Raw genomic sequence first — 17,811 nt, 5'->3', positions numbered from 1 at the left:
GTGTCGGCGGGTACCGTGGATCGGGCCCCGACCCCATCCGACCGCGGGCCGCAGAGAACACGAGGAGCAGCAGGGTGTTCAATGACATAGGCGCACTGGAGCTGGTGGCGCTCGTGGTGCTCGCCGTGCTCATCTTCGGCCCGGAAAAACTGCCGAAGCTCATCCAGGACGTCACCCGCACGATCCGGAAGATCCGCGAGTTCTCCGAGAGCGCGAAGCAGGACATCCGCAGCGAACTGGGGCCGGAGTTCAAGGATTTCGAGTTCGAGGACCTCAATCCCAAGGCGTTCATCCGCAAGCAGCTGAACGAGAACGACGACCTCAAGGAACTCAAGGACCTGCGCAGCAGCTTCGACCTCAAGAAGGAGATCAACGAGGTCGCGGACGCGGTGCACAGCAGGGAATCGGACACGTCGGTGCCCGCCGCCGTGAACGGCTCGCCGGGCACCCCCGACCTGCTCAAGAAGCGCGAAAAGCTCGATCAGGACGAGCGCCCGCCCTTCGACGCAGACGCCACCTGATTACCGTCAATCCCTGCGAGCCGGGACAGGGTGGCTATTCTCTCCATCTGTCAGGACGCGAGGACGCCCGAGGGGGGCGGGTCCGCTCCGGACCTCGGACACAGAGGAGGCGGCCGGGTAGATGGAGACGAGAAGTCGACTAGCGGCTCAGAGCACGGTCAGCGATTCCCCCGCGCCCGGCGGGCAGCGCACGATCGCAGCGGCACGGACGGGGACGGCGGCCCAGCGCGCGCTCGAGGGATATCTGCGTGCGAGTTTCCCCTGGTACGGCCTTGACGAGGCCTTCACGGGGCCGCGCTGGCTGATGCAGGTCGGCGCCGCGGCCGACGGCACGGTGCAGCACGGCGCGATGGGCCACGGCGAAGAGCCGTCGATACGGTCGGAAGCCGGCGGAGCGGACAAGGAGCGCTTCGCGGCGGTCATCACCGTGGCGTCCGGCCCGGTGCGCAGCAGCGGCGACGGCACAGGCGTCCTGGACGCCATCACGGTCTCCTCCGCGGCCTGGCTGGCCGGCTCGGGGCTGCTGGCCCACACCTGGCCCGCCCAGTTGGACCACTCGCTGCGTGATCACTGGCTGAACCAGCAGACGGAGACCGCGTTCGAGCTCGCCGACGATCTGGCCGGGCCGGCCTGGTCGACGCTCTCGCTGCCGGTCGACGGGGTGCCGACGTCGTTCCACTACCGCGAGTCGGAGTTCGGCTGGGTGCTGGCGGGGTCGACGCGTGGCGGGCTGCACATTGGCGCGTACGGGCGTGGGATGAGCGCGTACGGTCTCGGCTTCTCGGTGGTGGAGGACCTCGGCGCGTACGCCTGAGGCCCCTGCCCGGAGCCCCGCGCCCCTTCGCGGACCGAGACTTCGCCCCAGACCCCGTACGCCCGCCGGGCGTCCCCCACGCGGGGAGGGTCTGGGGCTGAGCCCAGTCAGAACCTATTGCGCGTCACTGAGTGGGCGTCAGAACTTATTGCGCGGGGTGATCCCCAGGGACATGCCCGACAGACCGCGCTGGCGGCCGCCGAGCTTGCCCGCGATCGCCCGCAGCGCCGCGCCCGCCGGTGAGTCCGGGTCGGTCAGCACGACCGGCTTGCCCTCGTCGCCGCCTTCCCGCAGCCGTACGTCGATCGGGATGGAGCCCAGCACCGGCACATTGGCGCCGGTGGTCTTCGTCAGCCCTTCGGCGACCCGCTGGCCGCCACCCGAGCCGAAGACATCGACCATCTCGTCGCAGTGCGGGCACGGCAGGCCCGACATGTTCTCGACGACGCCCACGATCTTCTGGTGGGTCTGTACGGCGATGGCGCCGGCTCGTTCGGCGACCTCGGCGGCGGCCTGCTGCGGGGTCGTGACCACCAGGATCTCCGCGTTCGGCACGAGCTGCGCCACCGAGATCGCGATGTCGCCGGTCCCCGGCGGCAGGTCGAGCAGCAGCACGTCCAGGTCGCCCCAGTACACATCGGCGAGGAACTGCTGGAGCGCGCGGTGCAGCATCGGCCCGCGCCACACCACCGGGGCATTGCCCGGGGTGAACATCCCGATCGAGATGACCTTCACGCCGTGCGCCGACGGCGGCATGATCATGTTCTCGACCTGGGTCGGCCGGCCGTCCGCACCGAGCATGCGCGGCACGCTGTGCCCGTAGATGTCCGCGTCGACGACGCCGACCTTCAGGCCGTCGGCCGCCATCGCCGCCGCCAGGTTCACCGTGACAGAGGACTTGCCGACGCCGCCCTTGCCCGAGGCCACCGCGTACACCCTGGTCAGCGACCCGGGCTTGGCGAACGGCACCTCGCGCTCGGCGGTCCCGCCGCGCAGTGAGGCCGCCAGCTCGCGCCGCTGCTCGTCGCCCATCACGTCCAAAGTGACGTCCACGCGCGTGACGCCGTCGACGCGCGCGACCGCGTCCGTCACATTCTTGGTGATCGTCTCGCGCATCGGGCAGCCGGAGACGGTGAGATACACCGTGACGGCGACCGCACCATCCGCCCCGATCTCGACCGATTTGACCATGCCGAGGTCGGTGATCGGTCGGTTGATCTCGGGGTCGTTCACCGTCGCCAGTGCTTCAAGCACCGCGTCTTCCGTAGCCATACGCCGATGGTACGGCGCTGCATCCCACCCCCGGTAAGCCCGTCAGCGGTCGCCTTCGTCACTTCCGTACGGATGCCCGTTCGGGAATACGGTGCGCTGCTCCTCCATCTCCCTGACCAGGTCCTGGAGCTCCGAGCGGATCCAGTCGCGGGTGGCGACCTCGCCGAGGCGCATCCGCAGTGCCGCGATCTCCCGGGTCAGGTACTCGGTGTCGGCGATGGAACGCTCGTTCTGCTTGCGGTCCTGTTCGAGATTGACCCGGTCCCGGTCGGCCTGGCGGTTCTGCGCCAGCAGGATCAGCGGGGCCGCGTACGAGGCCTGCAGCGACAGCATCAGGGTGAGAAAGATGAACGGGTACTGGTCGAAGCGCAGCTTCTCGGGGGCGGAGACGTTCCAGACGATCCACATGATGACGACGATCGTCATCCAGACGATGAACCGCCCGGTGCCCAGGAAGCGGGCGATCCGTTCGGACAGCCGCCCGAAGGCCTCGGGGTCGTACTCCGGCAGCAGCCTCGGCCGCGGCGCGCGCGGCTGGTCGAGACGGGTCCGCGGAGCGGGACGTTCCACCGTGCGGTCAATGGCCATGGCGGGCGGTCTCCTCGTGGAACTCCGTCTCGCGCCAGTCCGGCGGCAGCAGATGGTCGAGTACGTCGTCGACGGTCACCGCCCCCAGCAGCGAACCGCTCTCGTCGACGACGGGCGCCGCGACCATGTTGTAAGCCGCCAGATAGCTGGTGACCGCGGGCAGCGCGGTGCCCGGGGCGAGCGGCGGCAGATCGCTGTCCACGATCGAGCTGCACAGCGTGTACGGCGGGTCCCGCAGCAGCCGCTGGAAGTGCACCGTGCCCAGATACTTGCCCGTCGGCGTCTCGTCCGGCGGCCGGCACACATACACCTGCGCGGCGAGCGCGGGGGAGAGGTCCTGCTGGCGTACGCGCGCCAGCGCGTCGGCGACCGTGGCGTCCGGGCGCAGCACGATCGGCTCGGTGGTCATCATGCCGCCCGCCGTGTTGTCCTCGTACGCCAACAGCCGTCGCACGTCCGCGGCGTCGTCCGGGCGCATCAGCGCGAGCAGCCTTTCCTTGTCGGCCTCGGGCAGCTCGGACAGCAGGTCGGCCGCGTCGTCCGGGTCCATGGCCTCCAGGACGTCCGCCGCGCGCTCCTCCTTGAGCTTGCCGAGGATCTCGATCTGGTCGTCGTCCGGCAGCTCCTCCAGTACGTCGGCGAGCCGGTCGTCGTCGAGAGCCGCGGCGACCTCGGCGCGGCGCTTGGGGGAGAGGTGGTGCAGCACATTGGCGAGATCGGCGGGGCGCAGCTGCTCGAAGGTGGCAAGCAGGCTCTCGGCGCCCTGCCCGTGCTCCTCCAGCGAGAAGCCGGTCACCGCGGACCACTCGACGGTCAGGGTCTCACCCTTGCGACGCAGCGCCCCCGGCTTGCCCTTGCGTACGAAGACCTTGTCGATCTCCCATTCGCGGCGCGCGGGCAGCTGCTGGATCGAGACGTCGAGAACGGCGACCTCCTCGCCGCTCTCCACCAGGCGTACCCGCCGGTCCAGCAGCTCGCCGAGGACGAGCCGTTCGGTCGGGCGCTGCTCGAAGCGGCGCATATTGACCACGCCGGTGGTGATGACCTGGCCGGACTCGACGCCCGTGATCCGGGTCATGGGCAGGAAGATCCGGCGGCGGCTGACCACCTCGACGACCATGCCGAGCAGCCGGGGCGGACGGCGGCCGACCCGGAGCATCGCGACGAGGTCGCGGACCCGGCCGACCTGGTCGCCGTTCGGGTCGAAGACGGGGATGCCGGCGAGGTGCGAGACAAAGATTCGGGGGGCGCCTGCAACCATGCTCCGCACCTCCTCTTCGCCGGGAAATTTGACAGGAAATACCGCCGTTTGACGGCTTCAGGCTAGCCCGTACCCTTCCGGCCCGCCCCTGGCTGGCGTCCGTACGGCTCCCTGCAGATCGTTGCGCTCCACACGGGTACGCTGCGGTCTGCCACCCGATCACGCAGACGAGAGGCAGTGCGCTTGTGACTCCCCTCCCCCCGGCTTCCCGCGCCCGCAGGGCCGCGCTCTCCATGGCGCTGTGCGCCGGGCTGACCGTGGCGCTCACGGCTTGCGGTGAGGACCCGGATGCGGGGACCAACGGCGTCGGCAAGCTCTCCGCCGTCGAGATCGAAACGAAGGCGCGCGCGGCGGCCGACGCGGCCTCCTCGGTAAGGCTCTCCGGGACGCTGGTCAGCAAGCGCGGTACGTACAAGCTGAACATGCGGCTCAAGCACGACGGCGGCACCGGCTCCGTCACCTCGAAGGACAACACCTTCGAGCTGCTGCGGGTCGGGAAGGCGCTCTATCTGAAGGCCGACGCGGGCTTCTGGAGTCATGCGGACGGCAAGGGCGAGGAGAAGCCGAGCAAGACGGACGCGGACGTGGCGGGCAAGCTCGCCGCCAAGTATGTGAAGGTGCCGGAGGGGGACCCGGCGTACAAGCAGTTCCTGGGCTTCACGGACATGGATGTGCTGCTGGACGGCCTGCTGGGCATGCAGGGCGAGCTGAGCAAGGGCGACCGCACGCAGGTGGGCGGCGTCCGCACGATCAAGGTCAGGGCGGGCGAGGGGGCGGGCGGCACGCTGGACGTCTCGCTGGAGGGCAAGCCGTTTCCGCTGCAGTTCGCCCGTGCGGGGGGCGCGGGGGTGCTGACGCTGGGGGACTGGGACGAGGACTTCGCGCTGGCGGCGCCGTCGAAGGAGGAGACGGTGGATTATGGCCGTGCGCTTCCGAAGACCAGCGACGACGACTGAGGGGCCGGGGCGTCCGGCGGCCGGGTCTTCTGTCCTCAAACGCCGGACGGGCTGGATTGTGTCCCCGGAAGGATGGATGGTGCGGGCCGGCTGGCCCCTATTTGCGGGCGCGCTTCTTCTTGCGTGCGAGGAGAAGCCGCGGCAGCGCCGCCGGTACCGCGTGGCGCGTTGTTGCCGGGGTCGGCAGCGGCGGGGCCGCCAGTGACCCGTCCGGCAGGGACCTGATCGCCTCCTTCGGCTCGAGGCGCAGCACCCGGCACTCGCGCGCCCACCGCTCCGTCATCTGCTCCGCGTCCGGCGCGTTCAGGCGCTTGCCCTTCAGTTCGGCGACCACCGACTCCCACGCCTCGGAGTGCGGCTCCAGCTCGCTCACCGCCGCCGTCCAGCTGATCAGCCGGCCGCCCTTGTCCTTGCTGCGCACGGTGACTTCCGCCGTACCGCCGCTCACCAGCTGCGGCAGCGGCTGCTCGCCGGGACAGTCGCCGACGACATGCGCCGCCCCCTCGTGCCACACGTGCCACAACGGTCGCGAGGGACCGTCCCCGCGCACCCAGATGAGGCCGGACTTCTTCGTGGCCTCCTCGATGAGCGCCTGCGCGAGCACCTGATCTGTCATGTGCGCAGCCTATCGCCCGCCCGGCTACAGCCAGCCGTTGCGCTTGAGTGAGCGATGGATCACGAGGCAGACGCCGATGATGCTGGTGAGCACCAGGGGATAGCCGTACTGCCAGTGCAGCTCCGGCATGTACGTGAAGTTCATGCCGTACACCCCGCAGACCGCCGTCGGCACCGCGATGATCGCCGCCCAGGACGTGATCTTGCGCATGTCCTCGTTCTGCGCGACCGTCGCCTGCGCCAGATTGGCCTGGAGGATGGAGTTCAGCAGCTCGTCGAAGCCGATGACCTGCTCATGCACTCGCGCAAGATGGTCGGCGACATCCCGGAAGTACTTCTGGATGTCCGGGTCGACCAGCCGCATCGGCCGCTCGCTGAGCAGCTGCATCGGCCGCAGCAGCGGGGACACGGCGCGCTTGAACTCCAGCACCTCGCGCTTGAGCTGGTAGATCCGGCCCGCGTCACTGCCGCGCGGGCTGCCCTTCGCCGGTGCGGAGAAGACGTCGATCTCGACTTCGTCGATGTCGTCCTGCACCGCCGCGGCCACCGCGATGTACCCGTCGACCACATGGTCGGCGATGGCGTGCAGCACCGACGAGGGCCCTTTGGCGAGCAACTCCGCGTCCTTCTGCAGGCTGTGCCGCAGCGCCCGAAGTGAACCCTTGCCGCCGTGCCGGACCGTGATGACGAAGTCCCGTCCGGTGAAGCACATCACCTCGCCGGTCTCGACGACTTCACTGGTGGCGGTGAGTTCCGTGTGCTCGACGTAGTGGATCGTCTTGAAGACGGTGAACAGGGTGTCGTCGTACCGCTCCAGCTTGGGCCGCTGGTGGGCGTGGACCGCGTCCTCCACGGCCAGCGGGTGCAGCCCGAACTCCGCCGCGATACCCGCGAACTCCGCCTCCGTCGGCTCATGCAGCCCGATCCACGCGAAGCCGCCGCCCTCGCGTACCCGCAGCATGGCCTCGTGCGGCGTCTGGCAGGACTCGCTCTCCACCCGCTGCCCGTCGCGGTAGACCGCGCAGTCGACGACGGCGCTGGAGGCGGACGGGTCTCGGGTGGTGTCGTACGTGCTGTACGGGGCGTTGCTCTTGCGCAGGGCGGGACGGACCGCTGCGCGCAGGTCACGGATCATCGACATGGCTGGCTCCTTCACGGAGAGGCCGTCGGCGAGTGGCGTGGCACAGCCCGGAATGAGGACGTGATGCATACGTCCGCAAAGCGGGCGGCACCGCGGGATCGCGGTGACGGGGTTCGCTACAGACAGGCAAAAACGAAGTGCTCTTCCGTAGTGCGAAAAGCCGTGGGCCCCGTGCGGGAAGGCCTCAGACGCCTCGGGTCACAGAGGAAAGGTGCCGTGCGGAAGAGCGGTTGGTACTGCACGGTCGACTTCGATCCACCGCAGCCCCACCTCCTCCGGCCGGTCCCCCGTGGGGGATGACGTGTCGTCGGGACTGGAGAGCAACTCCCCCAGAGCTCCGCCTGGGGATACCCCCACCTGCGTGCCCGTCCCGACCAGCGGCCAAGACTATCAGCCGACAGAGGGTCAATCCCTTGTTTTGCCCGTTCCATACGCGCTTTATGCTCGCGACATGGAAGATGTTCTTGCTCTGGTCGAAGCCCGGTTGCGTACGGCGTTCGGCGAACCGGACGCGCGCGCCGCGGTGACCTTCCTCGGCACGGACCGTATCGAGGTGCTCCGGTTCCTCGACCGGGGCGGCGACGGTGACATCGTCCGCTACGCCACTCTGGGCATGTCCGCACAGCCGATGACGGACCCCAACGCGGCTCTCGCCGACCCGGTCAAAGGGCCGCGCGCCGAGCTGATCCTGTCCGTACGGGCCGGGCTCGCCGACACCGACAAAGTGCTGCGCCCGCTGGCCGTACTCGCCGCGTCCCCGCAGGTCGAGGGCGTTGTCGTGGCGCCCGGCGCCTCGCTGGACGTGGGCGATCCGCTCTGGCCCGGCGCCCCGTTCAGCTCCGTCCTCGTCGCCGAGCCGGGCGGTCTTGTCGAAGACCTGGAGCTGGACGAACCGATGGACCCGGTGCGCTTTCTGCCGCTGCTGCCGATGACGTCGAACGAGGCGGCCTGGAAACGGGTGCACGGGGCGCAGGAGCTTCAGGAGCGCTGGCTGACGCACGGCACGGACCTGCGCGATGCGCTGCGCAGGTCCGTAACTCTGGACTGAAGCAGGTCAGTTGGCGAACACCGAGACGCCCTCCTGGGGGGCGTGCGCGGGCTGATGCTCCGTTGCTTCGTGGCTCAGCGAGGCGCGCCCCGCCCGGGCGATGCCCTCGCCGATCGCCGGCAATGATTTGGACAGCCTGATGAATGTAAGTTGCATCTAGTTTTGGGTGGTGAGGGCACACGCCGGAAGGGTGATCGTCCTTGACGCGACGACGGCCGGGGAGGACCGTTGGGCGCTATGAGGGGCGAACCCAGTTGCCCGAAGTGCGGTGGCCGGGTCAGGGCGCCCGGTCTCTTTGCCGACTCCTGGCAGTGCGACGTGCACGGCGCCGTGCACCCGCTGCAGCCGGTGATCCCGCCCAGCGTTGAGGCCCTCAGTGTGGTTGTGCACCGCGCGCAAGTCCCTGTCTGGATGCCCTGGCCACTGCCTGTCGGCTGGCTCTTCACCGGTGTCGCGTACGCGGGGGACGACCGCAGCGGCGGCCGCGCGACCGCCGTCGCCTGCTCGGGACCGGGGCCACTCGGCGGCATAGGCGAACTGCTGCTGGTCGCCGAGGAGTTGGGGGTCGGCCTCGGAGCGCGCTACGCGGGAATCGACGGGCCCGATCCGGGCCCGCACATCTGCGTCGACAAGCCGCCGCAGGCAAAGGTGCTCGCCGCCGGCCGGCCGACCCCGCTGTGGCATGTGGCCGACGCCCCCGACGACCGCGCGGTGTTCGCGGGGGAGGCGAGGGGATTGTGGCTGTGGGCGATCGTCTGGCCCGAGCAGTCCGGGCTGCTGCTGTACGACGAGTTGGTGCTGACGGATCTGCGGGACGCGGGCGCGGAGGTCGAACTGGTGCCGTGCGGGGCGCTGTCGCCGCGGCTGCTGTCGTGAGCGGAGCGACCGGGCCGGCGCTGCGCCCGAACTGAGCCGAGGCCGAACCGGGAAGCGGGCCGTGGCGGCGCCCGCGCTGGACCGGGGCAGGGCCGTGGCGGCGCCCGCGCTGGACCGGGGCAGGGCCGTGGCCGCGCCCGCCGGAGCGGAGCCGGGCCGCGGCGGCGCCCGCGCTGGACCGGGGCTGTTCGAATCCCCGATACACTTGACCGTCCCCTGTCCGTCCCTCGTCCCTGGAGCAACGCGTCGTGCGCATCGATCTGCACACCCACTCCACGGCCTCGGACGGTACGGACACCCCGGCCGAGCTGGTGCGCAACGCCGCCGCGGCCGGACTCGACGTCGTGGCGCTCACCGACCACGACACCACCCGCGGCCACGCCGAGGCGATCGCCGCGCTCCCCGAGTCCCTCACCCTCGTCACGGGCGCCGAGCTCTCCTGCCGTCTCGACGGGGTGAGCCTCCATCTGCTGGCGTACCTCTTCGACCCGGACGAGCCCGAGCTGCTGCGCGAGCGCGAACTCGTGCGGGACGACCGGGTGCCGCGCGCCCAGGCGATGGTGGTCAAGCTCCAGGAGCTGGGCGTTCCCATCGAGTGGGACCAGGTCGCCCGGATCGCCGGGGACGGCTCGGTCGGCCGCCCGCACATCGCGTCCGCGCTCGTCGAGCTCGGCGTCGTGCCGACCGTCTCCGACGCCTTCACGCCGGAGTGGATCGCCGACGGCGGCCGTGCCCACATCGTCAAGCACGAGCTCGACCCCTTCACCGCGCTCCGGCTGGTCAAGGCGGCCGGCGGGGTGACCGTCTTCGCGCATCCGCTCGCCGTCCAGCGCGGTCGCACAGTGCCCGAGACCGCGATTGCCGAGCTCGCAGCCGCGGGCCTCGACGGCATCGAGGTCGACCACATGGACCACGACGAGCCGACGCGGGCCCGGCTGCGCGGCCTCGCCGCCGATCTCGGGCTGCTGGCCACCGGTTCCAGCGACTATCACGGCAGCCGCAAGACCTGTCGGCTCGGCGAGTACACCACCGACCCGGAGATCTACGGCGAGATCACGCGACGCGCGGCCGGCGCGTTCCCGGTGCCGGGCGCGGGCGGACGCCGCCCGTAACCCCTCGCCCGTCCGCCCGACCCTTCCTCCCGCTAGGCCCTCACTGTGTTTGACGCTGCCGTTTTCGGCTCTCTGTTTCTGACCCTTTTTGTCATCATGGATCCCCCCGGGATCACTCCGATCTTCCTTGCCCTCACCTCCGGGCGGCCCGCCAAGGTGCAGCGCCGGATGGCCTGGCAGGCGGTGGCCGTCGCCTTCGGTGTGATCACCGTCTTCGGCATTCTCGGGCAGCAGATCCTGGACTATCTGCACATCTCCGTGCCCGCGCTGATGATCGCGGGCGGTCTGCTCCTGCTGCTCATCGCGCTCGACCTGCTGACCGGCAAGACGGACGAGCCGCAGCAGACGAAGGACGTCAATGTCGCGCTCGTACCGCTGGGCATGCCGCTGCTCGCCGGGCCCGGAGCGATCGTTTCGGTCATCCTCGCCGTGCAGCACGCGGACAGTGTCACGGAGCAGGTCTCGGTGTGGGCCGCGATCGTGGCCATGCATCTGGTGCTCTGGCTGACCATGCGCAACTCGCTGCTGATCATCCGGCTGATCAAGGACGGCGGTGTGGTGCTGGTGACCAGGCTCGCGGGCATGATGCTCTCGGCGATCGCCGTGCAGCAGATCATCAACGGCGTCACCCAGGTGATCAAGGGCTCCTGAGCGGGTGCCCGGCTGTTCTCCTGCCGGAGCGACGCCCGACGCACCGCGCCCCCGTACGGATCGTCCATACGGGGGCGCGGTGCGTGACAAGCGGCGTAAAGCTTTACGAGGCGGTCGTTTCGGCCGGTCGGATCAAGATGCGCTGGCCGATCGAAGCGGCCTGCTGCACGATCCGGTTGACGGAGGCGGCGTCTACGACGGTGCTGTCCACGGCGGTGCCGTCGACGTCGTCGAGTCGCATGATTTCGAAGCGCAAGGCTTCTCCCTTCGTCTGATCCTCCTGCTGGAGAACTGGTGGCGACGGATGTCCGTCAGTGTTCTGCGTTCTATAGCTGTTCAACAGGACGCACCCTGCAAACATTCCCTACGCTAAGGAAATTTTTTGGATGCCTAACTACTGGCAGGTGGCGGCGGGTCCGCGGAGAATGAGCACCGTATGAACGATGCAGAGATCAACGAGATCGGCGCCCGCCTGGAGCGCACCAACGAGCTGCTCCATCGCATGCTCGCCGAGGTGGCCAAGACCCCTTCTACCCATGCCATCTTCGTCGACGCGGGTTACGTCTATGCTGCGGCCGGGTTGCTTGTGGCGGGCACCGAGGACCGGCGCTCCTTCGATCTGGACGCGGAGGGGCTGATCGAGGCCTTCATCGACAAGGCCCGGACGATCTTCGCGGACAGCAGACTGCTGCGGGTGTACTGGTACGACGGCGCCCGGCGCCGTATCCACACCCCCGAGCAGCAGTCCATCGCCGAGCTGCCGGACGTCAAGGTGCGGCTCGGCAACCTCAACGCGAACAACCAGCAGAAGGGCGTCGACTCACTGATCCGTACGGATCTGGAGTCGCTCGCCCGGCATCGCGCGATCAGCGACGCGGCGCTGGTGGGCGGCGACGAGGACCTGGTCTCGGCGGTCGAGGCGGCACAGGGGTACGGGGCCCGGGTCCATCTGTGGGGCATAGAGGCGGCGGACGGGCGCAACCAGGCGGAGCCACTGCTCTGGGAGGTCGACAGCCAGCGGACCTTCGACCTCGACTTCTGCCGCCCGTACATCACACGCCGCCCGGTCACGACGTACGAGAACGAGGGCGCGCCTCCGCCGTCGCGGGACGAGGTGCGCTTTGTGGGGGCGCAGATCGCGGCGACCTGGCTGGCGGAGCGGGGCCGGGACGCGATGGCCGAGCTGCTGCCCGGCCATCCGTATCTGCCCGGTCCGGTGGACCAGGACCTGTTGATCGAGGCGGAGCGGGTGCTGCAGCGTTCGCTGCGTGGGCACGCGGTGCTCCGGCGGGCGCTGCGGGACGGCTTCTGGCAGCACCTGCAGTCTCAGTACTGACCCTGCGGGTACTGGCCCTGCCGGTCCCAGAAGACCGCGACCGCTGCCGCCGTCTCGGCAGGGCGGTCGGTGTTGGGGGAGTGCTCGGCTCCGGCGATCACGGTCCGGTCGGCGCCGAGCCGCTGCGCCATCGCGTCGAGGAGCGGCACCGGCCAGGTGTCGTCGCGCTCGCCGGAGATCACATGCTTGGGCAGCGGCTGTACGGCGGCGAGTTCGTCGACCCGGTCGGGCTCGACGGTCAACTGGCGGCCGGTGGCGATCAGCTGGGCGGGATTGTGGCGCAGCCAGCGGCGGCGGAGGTCCTCGCCGTCGTCCTTGGGCGCGTCGGCGTCCTCGGGCGGATCGAGCGCCCTCATGGCTTCCCAGACCTGGTCCATGCTCATCGTCGCGAGTACGTCGCTGAGCAGTTCGACCTTCCGCTGCTGGGCGGGGGTGATCTGGGCGGGCCCGGAGGACATGAGGGTGAGCGTGCGGAAGGGGGCGGGGTCGAGGAGCACGGCGGCGCGGGCGATCTGTCCGCCGAGGGAGTGCCCGAGGAGGTGCACGGGGCCCTGGATCGCCTTGGCCTGGGCGAGCACGTCCTGGGCCAACTCGGCCTGGGCGTAAGCCTGTTGGTCGTCGGGGCCCTCGGTCTCATACTGCCCGCGCCCGTCGACGGCGACCGCGCGGTAGCCGGCGGCGGCGAGGGGCTCGAGCAGCGCGATGAAGTCCTCCTTGCTCCCGGTGTACCCGGGGAGGAGGAGCGCGGTGCCCTTGGGAGCGCGGCCGTTGTCGGTGGGCCGCGCGTCGAGCACGGCGAAGTCGCCGCGGGCGGTGGGGAGGGTGCGGGCGCGGGCGGACGGGGGCGGCGTGAAGGTGGGCGGGCGACTCATGCGACGAGGCTAACGGGGGTGGGGCCGCGCCGGGACTGCGCCCCGGGCCACGAAAGGCCGATGGCCCGGTCCCCATCCCGCGGGGGCCGGGCCATCTGGTCGGGCGTCAGCTTTCCGGCTGGACTGCCTTACGCGTGCGCGTGCGGCGGCGGGGCTTGGTCTCGGCCGTTTCCGTGGCGACGGCCTCGACAAGCTCGACCGTCTCGACCGGTGCGGCGGCCTTGACCGTGCGTGTGCGGCGGCGGGGCTTGGTCTCGGCCGTTTCCGTGGCGACGGCCTCGACAACCTCGACCGTCTCGACCGGTGCGGCGGCCTTGACCGTGCGTGTGCGGCGGCGGGGCTTCGTTTCGGCCGTTTCCGTGGCGACCGCCTCGACAACCTCGACCGTCTCCACGGCCTTCACCGCACGGGTGCGGCGGCGCGGCTTCGGCTCGGCTTCGGGAGCCGACACCTCGAGAACAGCCTCGGCCGCCTCGATCACCGCGACCGCCTCAGCCGTCGATGCTCCCGCTCCCGCTCCCGCACGAGTGCGGCGGCGGCGCCGCGGGGTGCGCGGCTCCGACTGCTCAGTCGACTCCGTCGACTCCGACTCCACCGGAGCGTCCGCGTCCGGCGTCAGGAGGGACGAGCCGGCGCGGGTGCGGCGGCGCTGGCGCGGGGTCCGGGTGCGCGGGGCGCGCTCCTCGGTCGGCGCGGCGGACTTGCGACCGCGGCCGCCCGTCTCGCCGAGGTCCTCCACCTCCTCCGCCGCCAGACCGGCGCGGGTGCGCTCGGCGCGGGGCAGAACGCCCTTCGTGCCCGCCGGGATGCTCAGCTCCTCGAACAGGTGCGGCGACGTGGAGTACGTCTCGACCGGGTCGCCGAAGCCGAGGTCCAGCGCCTTGTTGATCAGCTGCCAGCGCGGGATGTCGTCCCAGTCCACCAGCGTCACGGCGGTGCCGGACGCGCCCGCACGGCCGGTACGGCCGACGCGGTGGAGGTAGGTCTTCTCGTCCTCGGGCGACTGGTAGTTGATGACATGCGTCACGCCCTCGACGTCGATGCCGCGCGCCGCGACATCGGTGCAGACGAGGACGTCCACCTTGCCGTTGCGGAAGGCCCGAAGGGCCTGCTCGCGGGCGCCCTGGCCCAGGTCGCCGTGGACCGCGCCGGAGGCGAAGCCGCGCGTGGCCAGCTGCTCGGCGATGTCCGCCGCCGTCCGCTTCGTACGGCAGAAGATCATCGCGAGCCCGCGGCCGTCGGCCTGCAGGATGCGGGAGACCAGCTCCGGCTTGTCCATGGAGTGCGCGCGGTACACGCGCTGCGTGATGTTCGCAACGGTCGCGCCCTCGTCGTCCGGCGCGGTCGCGCGGATGTGTGTGGGCTGCGACATGTAGCGGCGGGCGAGGCCGATGACCGCACCCGGCATGGTCGCCGAGAAAAGCATGGTCTGGCGCTTGGCCGGAAGCATGTTGATGATCTTCTCGACGTCGGGCAGGAAGCCCAGGTCGAGCATCTCGTCGGCCTCGTCGAGAACGAGCGCGCGCACATGCGACAGGTCCAGCTTGCGCTGGCCGGCCAGGTCGAGCAGCCGGCCCGGGGTGCCGACGATCACGTCGACGCCCTTCCTGAGCGCCTCGACCTGCGGCTCGTACGCACGGCCGCCGTAGATCGCCAGCACGCGGACATTGCGCACCTTGCCGGCGGTCAGCAGGTCGTTGGTGACCTGCGTGCAGAGCTCACGGGTGGGAACGACCACAAGCGCCTGCGGGGCGTCGGTCAGCTGCTCGGGCTTCGCCCGGCCGGCCTCGACGTCCGCGGGGACGGTGACGCGCTCCAGCAGCGGCAGACCGAAACCGAGTGTCTTGCCGGTGCCGGTCTTGGCCTGGCCGATGACATCGGTGCCGGAGAGCGCGACGGGGAGCGTCATCTCCTGGATGGGGAACGGGGACAGAATGCCGACGGCTTCGAGGGCCTCGGCGGTCTCGGGAAGGATCCCAAGATCACGGAAAGTCGTAGGCTGCGTAGTCAGGGTGTTGCCTCTTCTGTGAGACGCGGCGCGAGGCGAACGATGGGGGGTCGTACCGCGCCTGGGTACTGGGCCGGCCGTGGGTTGGCCGGATGGCGCGGGACCACTGCCGTCGCTCGAGCGCTCGTGCCGCTGAGGGGCCCCTCATCTGCGGTTGTACGCAACTGAAGCGCACGGGCCCGCGTGGAGGGCGGTCGGTTTGGAGCCGATCGTGCCACCGACCGGGCATCCTCATGGGGGGTCTGAGGAAGCAAATCCCTCAGTCAAACACTGCGATCGCCCGCCGAGTAACCAAAACGCTCGACAGGCGCATTACCACTGTACCCCGGATTCGTGCATGTGTGTTGGGCGAATCCGTAGGAGCGGCGGTTCGGGCGTGGCTGACCAGGCCCTTCCGCCCTGCGAGGAGCGGGCTATTGTGCGCTTCATGGAGACGCCTGACAACGCCACTGAACACACCGGAATCGCCGCCCAGGACTGGGCCACGGCATCCGCCGACCCCCAGTACCGCGCCGCCGTCGTGGATCTGCTGGGCGCGCTCGCGTACGGCGAGCTGGCGGCCTTCGAGCGGCTCGCCGAGGACGCCAAGCTCGCGCCGACGCTGGCCGACAAGGCGGAGCTGGCGAAGATGGCCTCTGCGGAGTTCCACCACTTCGAGCAGCTGCGTGACCGGCTGACCGCCATCGATGCCGAGCCGACCGCCGCGATGGAGCCGTTCGCCCAGGCGCTGGACGACTTCCACCGCCAGACCGCGCCGTCCGACTGGCTGGAAGGCCTGGTCAAGGCATATGTGGGCGACTCGATCGCCAGTGACTTCTACCGCGAGGTCGCGGCCCGGCTGGACACCGACACCCGCGCGCTGGTGCTCGCGGTGCTCGACGACACGGGCCACGGCAATTTCGCCGTCGAGAAGGTACGTGCCGCGATCGAGGCCGAACCGCGCGTCGGCGGACGGCTCGCGCTGTGGGCGCGGCGACTGATGGGCGAGGCGCTTTCCCAGGCGCAGCGCGTGGTGGCGGAGCGCGACGCGCTCTCCACGATGCTCGTGGGCGGTGTGGCGGACGGTTTCGACCTGGCCGAGGTGGGCCGGATGTTCTCCCGGATCACCGAGGCGCACACCAAGCGGATGGCGGCGCTCGGCCTCGCGGCATAGGGCGTGGGGTGACCGGCAGTCCTGGGGTGCTGGACGGGCCGGATCCGTCCGGCGCCCCGCGCGCCGGTGCTCAGAGGGGGAATGCGCGGCGCAGGCGGCGCGCTGACGGCCGGATCAGCAGCGAGAGCACTACGGCTCCGATCGCCACAGCGCCCACCAGCACCGCCAGGATGTGTCCCGGACCGAGCGCCGCATGCGTCACATATGCGCCGAAGAGCGCGCCGACCGGGCCTGTGGTGAACACCACTCGGCGGGACGGCAGACGGTCGGGCAGATGACGGGCGGCGGCCCAGGCGAGGGCGAGTCCGAGCAGGACTGAACCGAGCGCTTCCAGCAGCACTGCTGATCACCTCACGACGCCGGTGCGGGCAAATCGGTCGTAGCCCGTACTACCCGGCGGGCGCGGAATACAACCCTCCCCGAGAGCAGCGGAAGAGGGCCCGGCGGGAAATCCCGCCGGGCCCTCTTCACATGCGCCCTCAGGGGGCTCGCGTCGCTCTACAGCGCGCCGAAGCCCACGCGCCGGGTGGCCGGCTCGCCGATCTCGATGTACGCGATCCGGTCGGCCGGTACCAGGACCTTGCGGCCCTTGTCGTCCGTGAGGCTGAGCAGCTGTGCCTTGCCGGCCAGCGCGTCGGCCACCGCGCGCTCGACCTCCTCGGCGGACTGCCCGCTCTCCAGAACGATCTCCCGGGGCGCGTGCTGCACGCCGATCTTGACCTCCACGGCTATGTCCCTCCGAACGGTCAGTGCGTTGCGCGGTCAGCCGCGCCGTACGCAGCACACATTAGCCCGGCGGGCGGGCACGGCAGACGTCCGTCAAGAACGCCAGGAGCGAACACCGGGCGCGGCAGCGGCCCCTCGCGTGTCAGTGCTGCTCGCTGCCGTGCAGCGGGAAGCCCGCGATACCCCGCCACGCCAGCGACGTCAGCAGCTGAACCGCCTTGTCGCGCGGGATGCCGGAGCCGCTGGAGAGCCAGTACCTGGCCACCACCTGGGAGACCCCGCCGAGGCCCACGGCCAGCAGCATGGACTCTTCCTTGGACAGGCCGGTGTCCTCGGCGATCACGTCGGAGATGGCCTCGGCGCACTGCAGCGAGACCCGGTCGACGCGCTCGCGCACCGCGGGTTCGTTCGTCAGGTCCGACTCGAAGACCAGCCGGAAAGCCCCGCCCTCGTCCTCGACGTACGCGAAATAGGCGTCCATCGTGGCGGCGACGCGCAGCTTGTTGTCGGTCGTCGACGCGAGGGCCGTACGGACGGCCAGCAGCAGCGACTCGCAGTGCTGGTCGAGCAGAGCGAGATAGAGCTCGAGTTTGCCCGGGAAGTGCTGGTAGAGCACGGGCTTGCTGACGCCTGCCCGCTCGGCGATGTCGTCCATGGCGGCCGAGTGATAGCCCTGGGCCACGAAAACTTCCTGGGCAGCGCCCAGAAGCTGGTTCCTGCGGGCTCGGCGTGGCAGGCGCGTGCCCCGCGGGCGCGCTGCCTCTGTCTGCTCGATGGCTGTCACGCCGCCTCCCAAAAAATCGTTCTGTGCGCGCTGTGCGCCGCGCCGCCATCGTACTTTTGGGTAACCCGGCTGTGCGT

General features: G+C 70.2%; 21 protein-coding genes. 9 read left to right on the top strand and 12 right to left on the bottom strand.

Going from position 1 to position 17,811, the window contains the following annotated elements; all coding sequences use genetic code 11:
• Positions 1-74: 74 nt before the first annotated feature.
• The gene (locus ACI2LP_RS11280; RefSeq protein ID WP_404724246.1) at positions 75-521 is read left to right on the top strand and encodes a sec-independent translocase; all 447 of its coding nucleotides are present in this window, start codon (positions 75-77) and stop codon (positions 519-521) included.
• Positions 522-642: 121 nt separating this feature from the next.
• Entirely contained in the window at positions 643-1,335 is a 693-nt protein-coding gene (locus tag ACI2LP_RS11275) for a hypothetical protein (protein ID WP_404724245.1), read from the top strand.
• A 138-nt stretch (positions 1,336-1,473) separates the two neighbouring features.
• On the opposite strand, the gene ACI2LP_RS11270 is transcribed toward ACI2LP_RS11275, so the two are convergent.
• From ACI2LP_RS11270 to ACI2LP_RS11260, 3 genes are read right to left on the bottom strand one after another with little or no spacing between them, the layout of a single operon-like run.
• A complete protein-coding gene (locus ACI2LP_RS11270) occupies positions 1,474-2,607 on the bottom strand; it encodes an Mrp/NBP35 family ATP-binding protein (protein WP_404724244.1) in 1,134 nt (377 codons plus the stop codon).
• Between the two features lie 42 nt (positions 2,608-2,649).
• A complete protein-coding gene (locus tag ACI2LP_RS11265) occupies positions 2,650-3,195 on the bottom strand; it encodes a DUF1003 domain-containing protein (RefSeq protein WP_404724243.1) in 546 nt (181 codons plus the stop codon).
• The gene (locus ACI2LP_RS11260; RefSeq protein ID WP_404724242.1) at positions 3,185-4,456 is read right to left on the bottom strand and encodes a magnesium transporter MgtE N-terminal domain-containing protein; all 1,272 of its coding nucleotides are present in this window, start codon (positions 4,454-4,456) and stop codon (positions 3,185-3,187) included. The genes ACI2LP_RS11265 and ACI2LP_RS11260 overlap by 11 nt, the downstream gene beginning before the upstream one ends.
• A gap of 185 nt (positions 4,457-4,641) precedes the next feature.
• On the opposite strand from ACI2LP_RS11260, the gene ACI2LP_RS11255 reads away from it, so the two are divergent.
• Complete coding sequence (locus tag ACI2LP_RS11255) at positions 4,642-5,412, top strand: hypothetical protein (protein WP_404724241.1); 771 nt, start codon at positions 4,642-4,644, stop codon at positions 5,410-5,412.
• Positions 5,413-5,509: 97 nt separating this feature from the next.
• On the opposite strand, the gene ACI2LP_RS11250 is transcribed toward ACI2LP_RS11255, so the two are convergent.
• Both ACI2LP_RS11250 and ACI2LP_RS11245 read right to left on the bottom strand, forming a co-directional pair.
• Positions 5,510-6,028: a hypothetical protein gene (locus ACI2LP_RS11250; protein ID WP_404724240.1), complete on the bottom strand. Its 519-nt coding sequence runs from the start codon at positions 6,026-6,028 to the stop codon at positions 5,510-5,512.
• A gap of 24 nt (positions 6,029-6,052) precedes the next feature.
• Positions 6,053-7,168 (bottom strand): magnesium and cobalt transport protein CorA, encoded by a 1,116-nt coding sequence (locus ACI2LP_RS11245; RefSeq protein WP_404724239.1) that lies wholly within the window; start codon positions 7,166-7,168, stop codon positions 6,053-6,055.
• Positions 7,169-7,619: 451 nt separating this feature from the next.
• Here ACI2LP_RS11245 and ACI2LP_RS11240 point away from each other — a divergent pair, with 451 nt between their 5' ends.
• Entirely contained in the window at positions 7,620-8,216 is a 597-nt protein-coding gene (locus ACI2LP_RS11240) for a suppressor of fused domain protein (RefSeq protein WP_404724238.1), read from the top strand.
• Between the two features lie 6 nt (positions 8,217-8,222).
• On the opposite strand, the gene ACI2LP_RS11235 is transcribed toward ACI2LP_RS11240, so the two are convergent.
• Positions 8,223-8,372 (bottom strand): hypothetical protein, encoded by a 150-nt coding sequence (locus ACI2LP_RS11235; protein WP_404724237.1) that lies wholly within the window; start codon positions 8,370-8,372, stop codon positions 8,223-8,225.
• Positions 8,373-8,453: 81 nt separating this feature from the next.
• On the opposite strand from ACI2LP_RS11235, the gene ACI2LP_RS11230 reads away from it, so the two are divergent.
• The 3 genes from ACI2LP_RS11230 to ACI2LP_RS11220 all read left to right on the top strand — a co-directional run bounded on the left by ACI2LP_RS11230 (position 8,454) and on the right by ACI2LP_RS11220 (position 10,855).
• Complete coding sequence (locus ACI2LP_RS11230; protein ID WP_404724236.1) at positions 8,454-9,092, top strand: DUF6758 family protein; 639 nt, start codon at positions 8,454-8,456, stop codon at positions 9,090-9,092.
• A 248-nt stretch (positions 9,093-9,340) separates the two neighbouring features.
• The gene (locus ACI2LP_RS11225; RefSeq protein WP_404724235.1) at positions 9,341-10,204 is read left to right on the top strand and encodes a PHP domain-containing protein; all 864 of its coding nucleotides are present in this window, start codon (positions 9,341-9,343) and stop codon (positions 10,202-10,204) included.
• A gap of 45 nt (positions 10,205-10,249) precedes the next feature.
• Entirely contained in the window at positions 10,250-10,855 is a 606-nt protein-coding gene (locus tag ACI2LP_RS11220) for a MarC family protein (protein WP_404724234.1), read from the top strand.
• 103 nt (positions 10,856-10,958) lie between these two features.
• Here the strand turns inward: ACI2LP_RS11220 and ACI2LP_RS11215 are convergent, their stop codons facing one another.
• A complete protein-coding gene (locus ACI2LP_RS11215; protein WP_360873596.1) occupies positions 10,959-11,111 on the bottom strand; it encodes a hypothetical protein in 153 nt (50 codons plus the stop codon).
• A 180-nt stretch (positions 11,112-11,291) separates the two neighbouring features.
• Here ACI2LP_RS11215 and ACI2LP_RS11210 point away from each other — a divergent pair, with 180 nt between their 5' ends.
• On the top strand, positions 11,292-12,191 hold the full coding sequence (locus ACI2LP_RS11210; RefSeq protein ID WP_360873593.1) for an NYN domain-containing protein: 900 nt from the start codon (positions 11,292-11,294) through the stop codon (positions 12,189-12,191).
• Here ACI2LP_RS11210 and ACI2LP_RS11205 read toward each other — a convergent pair.
• Together ACI2LP_RS11205 and ACI2LP_RS11200 are read right to left on the bottom strand one after the other, a co-directional pair.
• A complete protein-coding gene (locus ACI2LP_RS11205) occupies positions 12,182-13,063 on the bottom strand; it encodes an alpha/beta fold hydrolase (protein ID WP_404724233.1) in 882 nt (293 codons plus the stop codon). The two genes, ACI2LP_RS11210 and ACI2LP_RS11205, sit on opposite strands and share 10 nt — an antisense overlap.
• 106 nt (positions 13,064-13,169) lie before the next feature.
• Positions 13,170-14,972 carry a DEAD/DEAH box helicase gene (locus ACI2LP_RS11200; RefSeq protein ID WP_404724232.1) on the bottom strand — a complete coding sequence of 601 codons (1,803 nt, stop codon included), beginning with the start codon at positions 14,970-14,972 and terminating at the stop codon, positions 13,170-13,172.
• Positions 14,973-15,498: 526 nt separating this feature from the next.
• Between ACI2LP_RS11200 and ACI2LP_RS11195 the strand changes: the two genes are divergently transcribed.
• Complete coding sequence (locus ACI2LP_RS11195) at positions 15,499-16,224, top strand: ferritin-like fold-containing protein (protein WP_404724231.1); 726 nt, start codon at positions 15,499-15,501, stop codon at positions 16,222-16,224.
• Positions 16,225-16,294: 70 nt separating this feature from the next.
• Here the strand turns inward: ACI2LP_RS11195 and ACI2LP_RS11190 are convergent, their stop codons facing one another.
• From ACI2LP_RS11190 to ACI2LP_RS11180, 3 genes are all read right to left on the bottom strand, one after another.
• Complete coding sequence (locus ACI2LP_RS11190) at positions 16,295-16,564, bottom strand: hypothetical protein (protein WP_404724230.1); 270 nt, start codon at positions 16,562-16,564, stop codon at positions 16,295-16,297.
• 158 nt (positions 16,565-16,722) lie between these two features.
• A complete protein-coding gene (locus ACI2LP_RS11185) occupies positions 16,723-16,950 on the bottom strand; it encodes a DUF3107 domain-containing protein (protein WP_360873579.1) in 228 nt (75 codons plus the stop codon).
• 142 nt (positions 16,951-17,092) lie between these two features.
• Complete coding sequence (locus ACI2LP_RS11180; RefSeq protein WP_360873576.1) at positions 17,093-17,734, bottom strand: TetR/AcrR family transcriptional regulator; 642 nt, start codon at positions 17,732-17,734, stop codon at positions 17,093-17,095.
• Between the last annotated feature and the right edge of the window lie 77 nt (positions 17,735-17,811).

This window comes from Streptomyces sp. NPDC019890, assembly GCF_044903445.1.
Classification (GTDB): Bacteria; Actinomycetota; Actinomycetes; order Streptomycetales; family Streptomycetaceae; genus Streptomyces.
The sequence above is the reverse complement of the archived record's forward strand: the minus strand, read 5'-3'. Positions and strand labels throughout refer to the sequence as shown.

Bases quoted from the DNA above. Each gene is read 5' to 3' on its own strand.
- ACI2LP_RS11250 (WP_404724240.1), bottom strand. From the start codon at position 6,028: ATGACAGATCAGGTGCTCGCGCAGGCGCTCATCGAGGAGGCCACGAAG.
- ACI2LP_RS11205 (WP_404724233.1), bottom strand. From the start codon at position 13,063: ATGAGTCGCCCGCCCACCTTCACGCCGCCCCCGTCCGCCCGCGCCCGC.
- ACI2LP_RS11210 (WP_360873593.1), top strand. From the start codon at position 11,292: ATGAACGATGCAGAGATCAACGAGATCGGCGCCCGCCTGGAGCGCACC.
- ACI2LP_RS11235 (WP_404724237.1), bottom strand. From the start codon at position 8,372: ATGCAACTTACATTCATCAGGCTGTCCAAATCATTGCCGGCGATCGGC.
- ACI2LP_RS11200 (WP_404724232.1), bottom strand. From the start codon at position 14,972: ATGACGCTCCCCGTCGCGCTCTCCGGCACCGATGTCATCGGCCAGGCC.
- ACI2LP_RS11270 (WP_404724244.1), bottom strand. From the start codon at position 2,607: ATGGCTACGGAAGACGCGGTGCTTGAAGCACTGGCGACGGTGAACGAC.
- ACI2LP_RS11230 (WP_404724236.1), top strand. From the start codon at position 8,454: ATGAGGGGCGAACCCAGTTGCCCGAAGTGCGGTGGCCGGGTCAGGGCG.
- ACI2LP_RS11275 (WP_404724245.1), top strand. From the start codon at position 643: ATGGAGACGAGAAGTCGACTAGCGGCTCAGAGCACGGTCAGCGATTCC.
- ACI2LP_RS11260 (WP_404724242.1), bottom strand. From the start codon at position 4,456: ATGGTTGCAGGCGCCCCCCGAATCTTTGTCTCGCACCTCGCCGGCATC.
- ACI2LP_RS11240 (WP_404724238.1), top strand. From the start codon at position 7,620: ATGGAAGATGTTCTTGCTCTGGTCGAAGCCCGGTTGCGTACGGCGTTC.
- ACI2LP_RS11195 (WP_404724231.1), top strand. From the start codon at position 15,499: ATGGAGACGCCTGACAACGCCACTGAACACACCGGAATCGCCGCCCAG.
- ACI2LP_RS11245 (WP_404724239.1), bottom strand. From the start codon at position 7,168: ATGTCGATGATCCGTGACCTGCGCGCAGCGGTCCGTCCCGCCCTGCGC.
- ACI2LP_RS11265 (WP_404724243.1), bottom strand. From the start codon at position 3,195: ATGGCCATTGACCGCACGGTGGAACGTCCCGCTCCGCGGACCCGTCTC.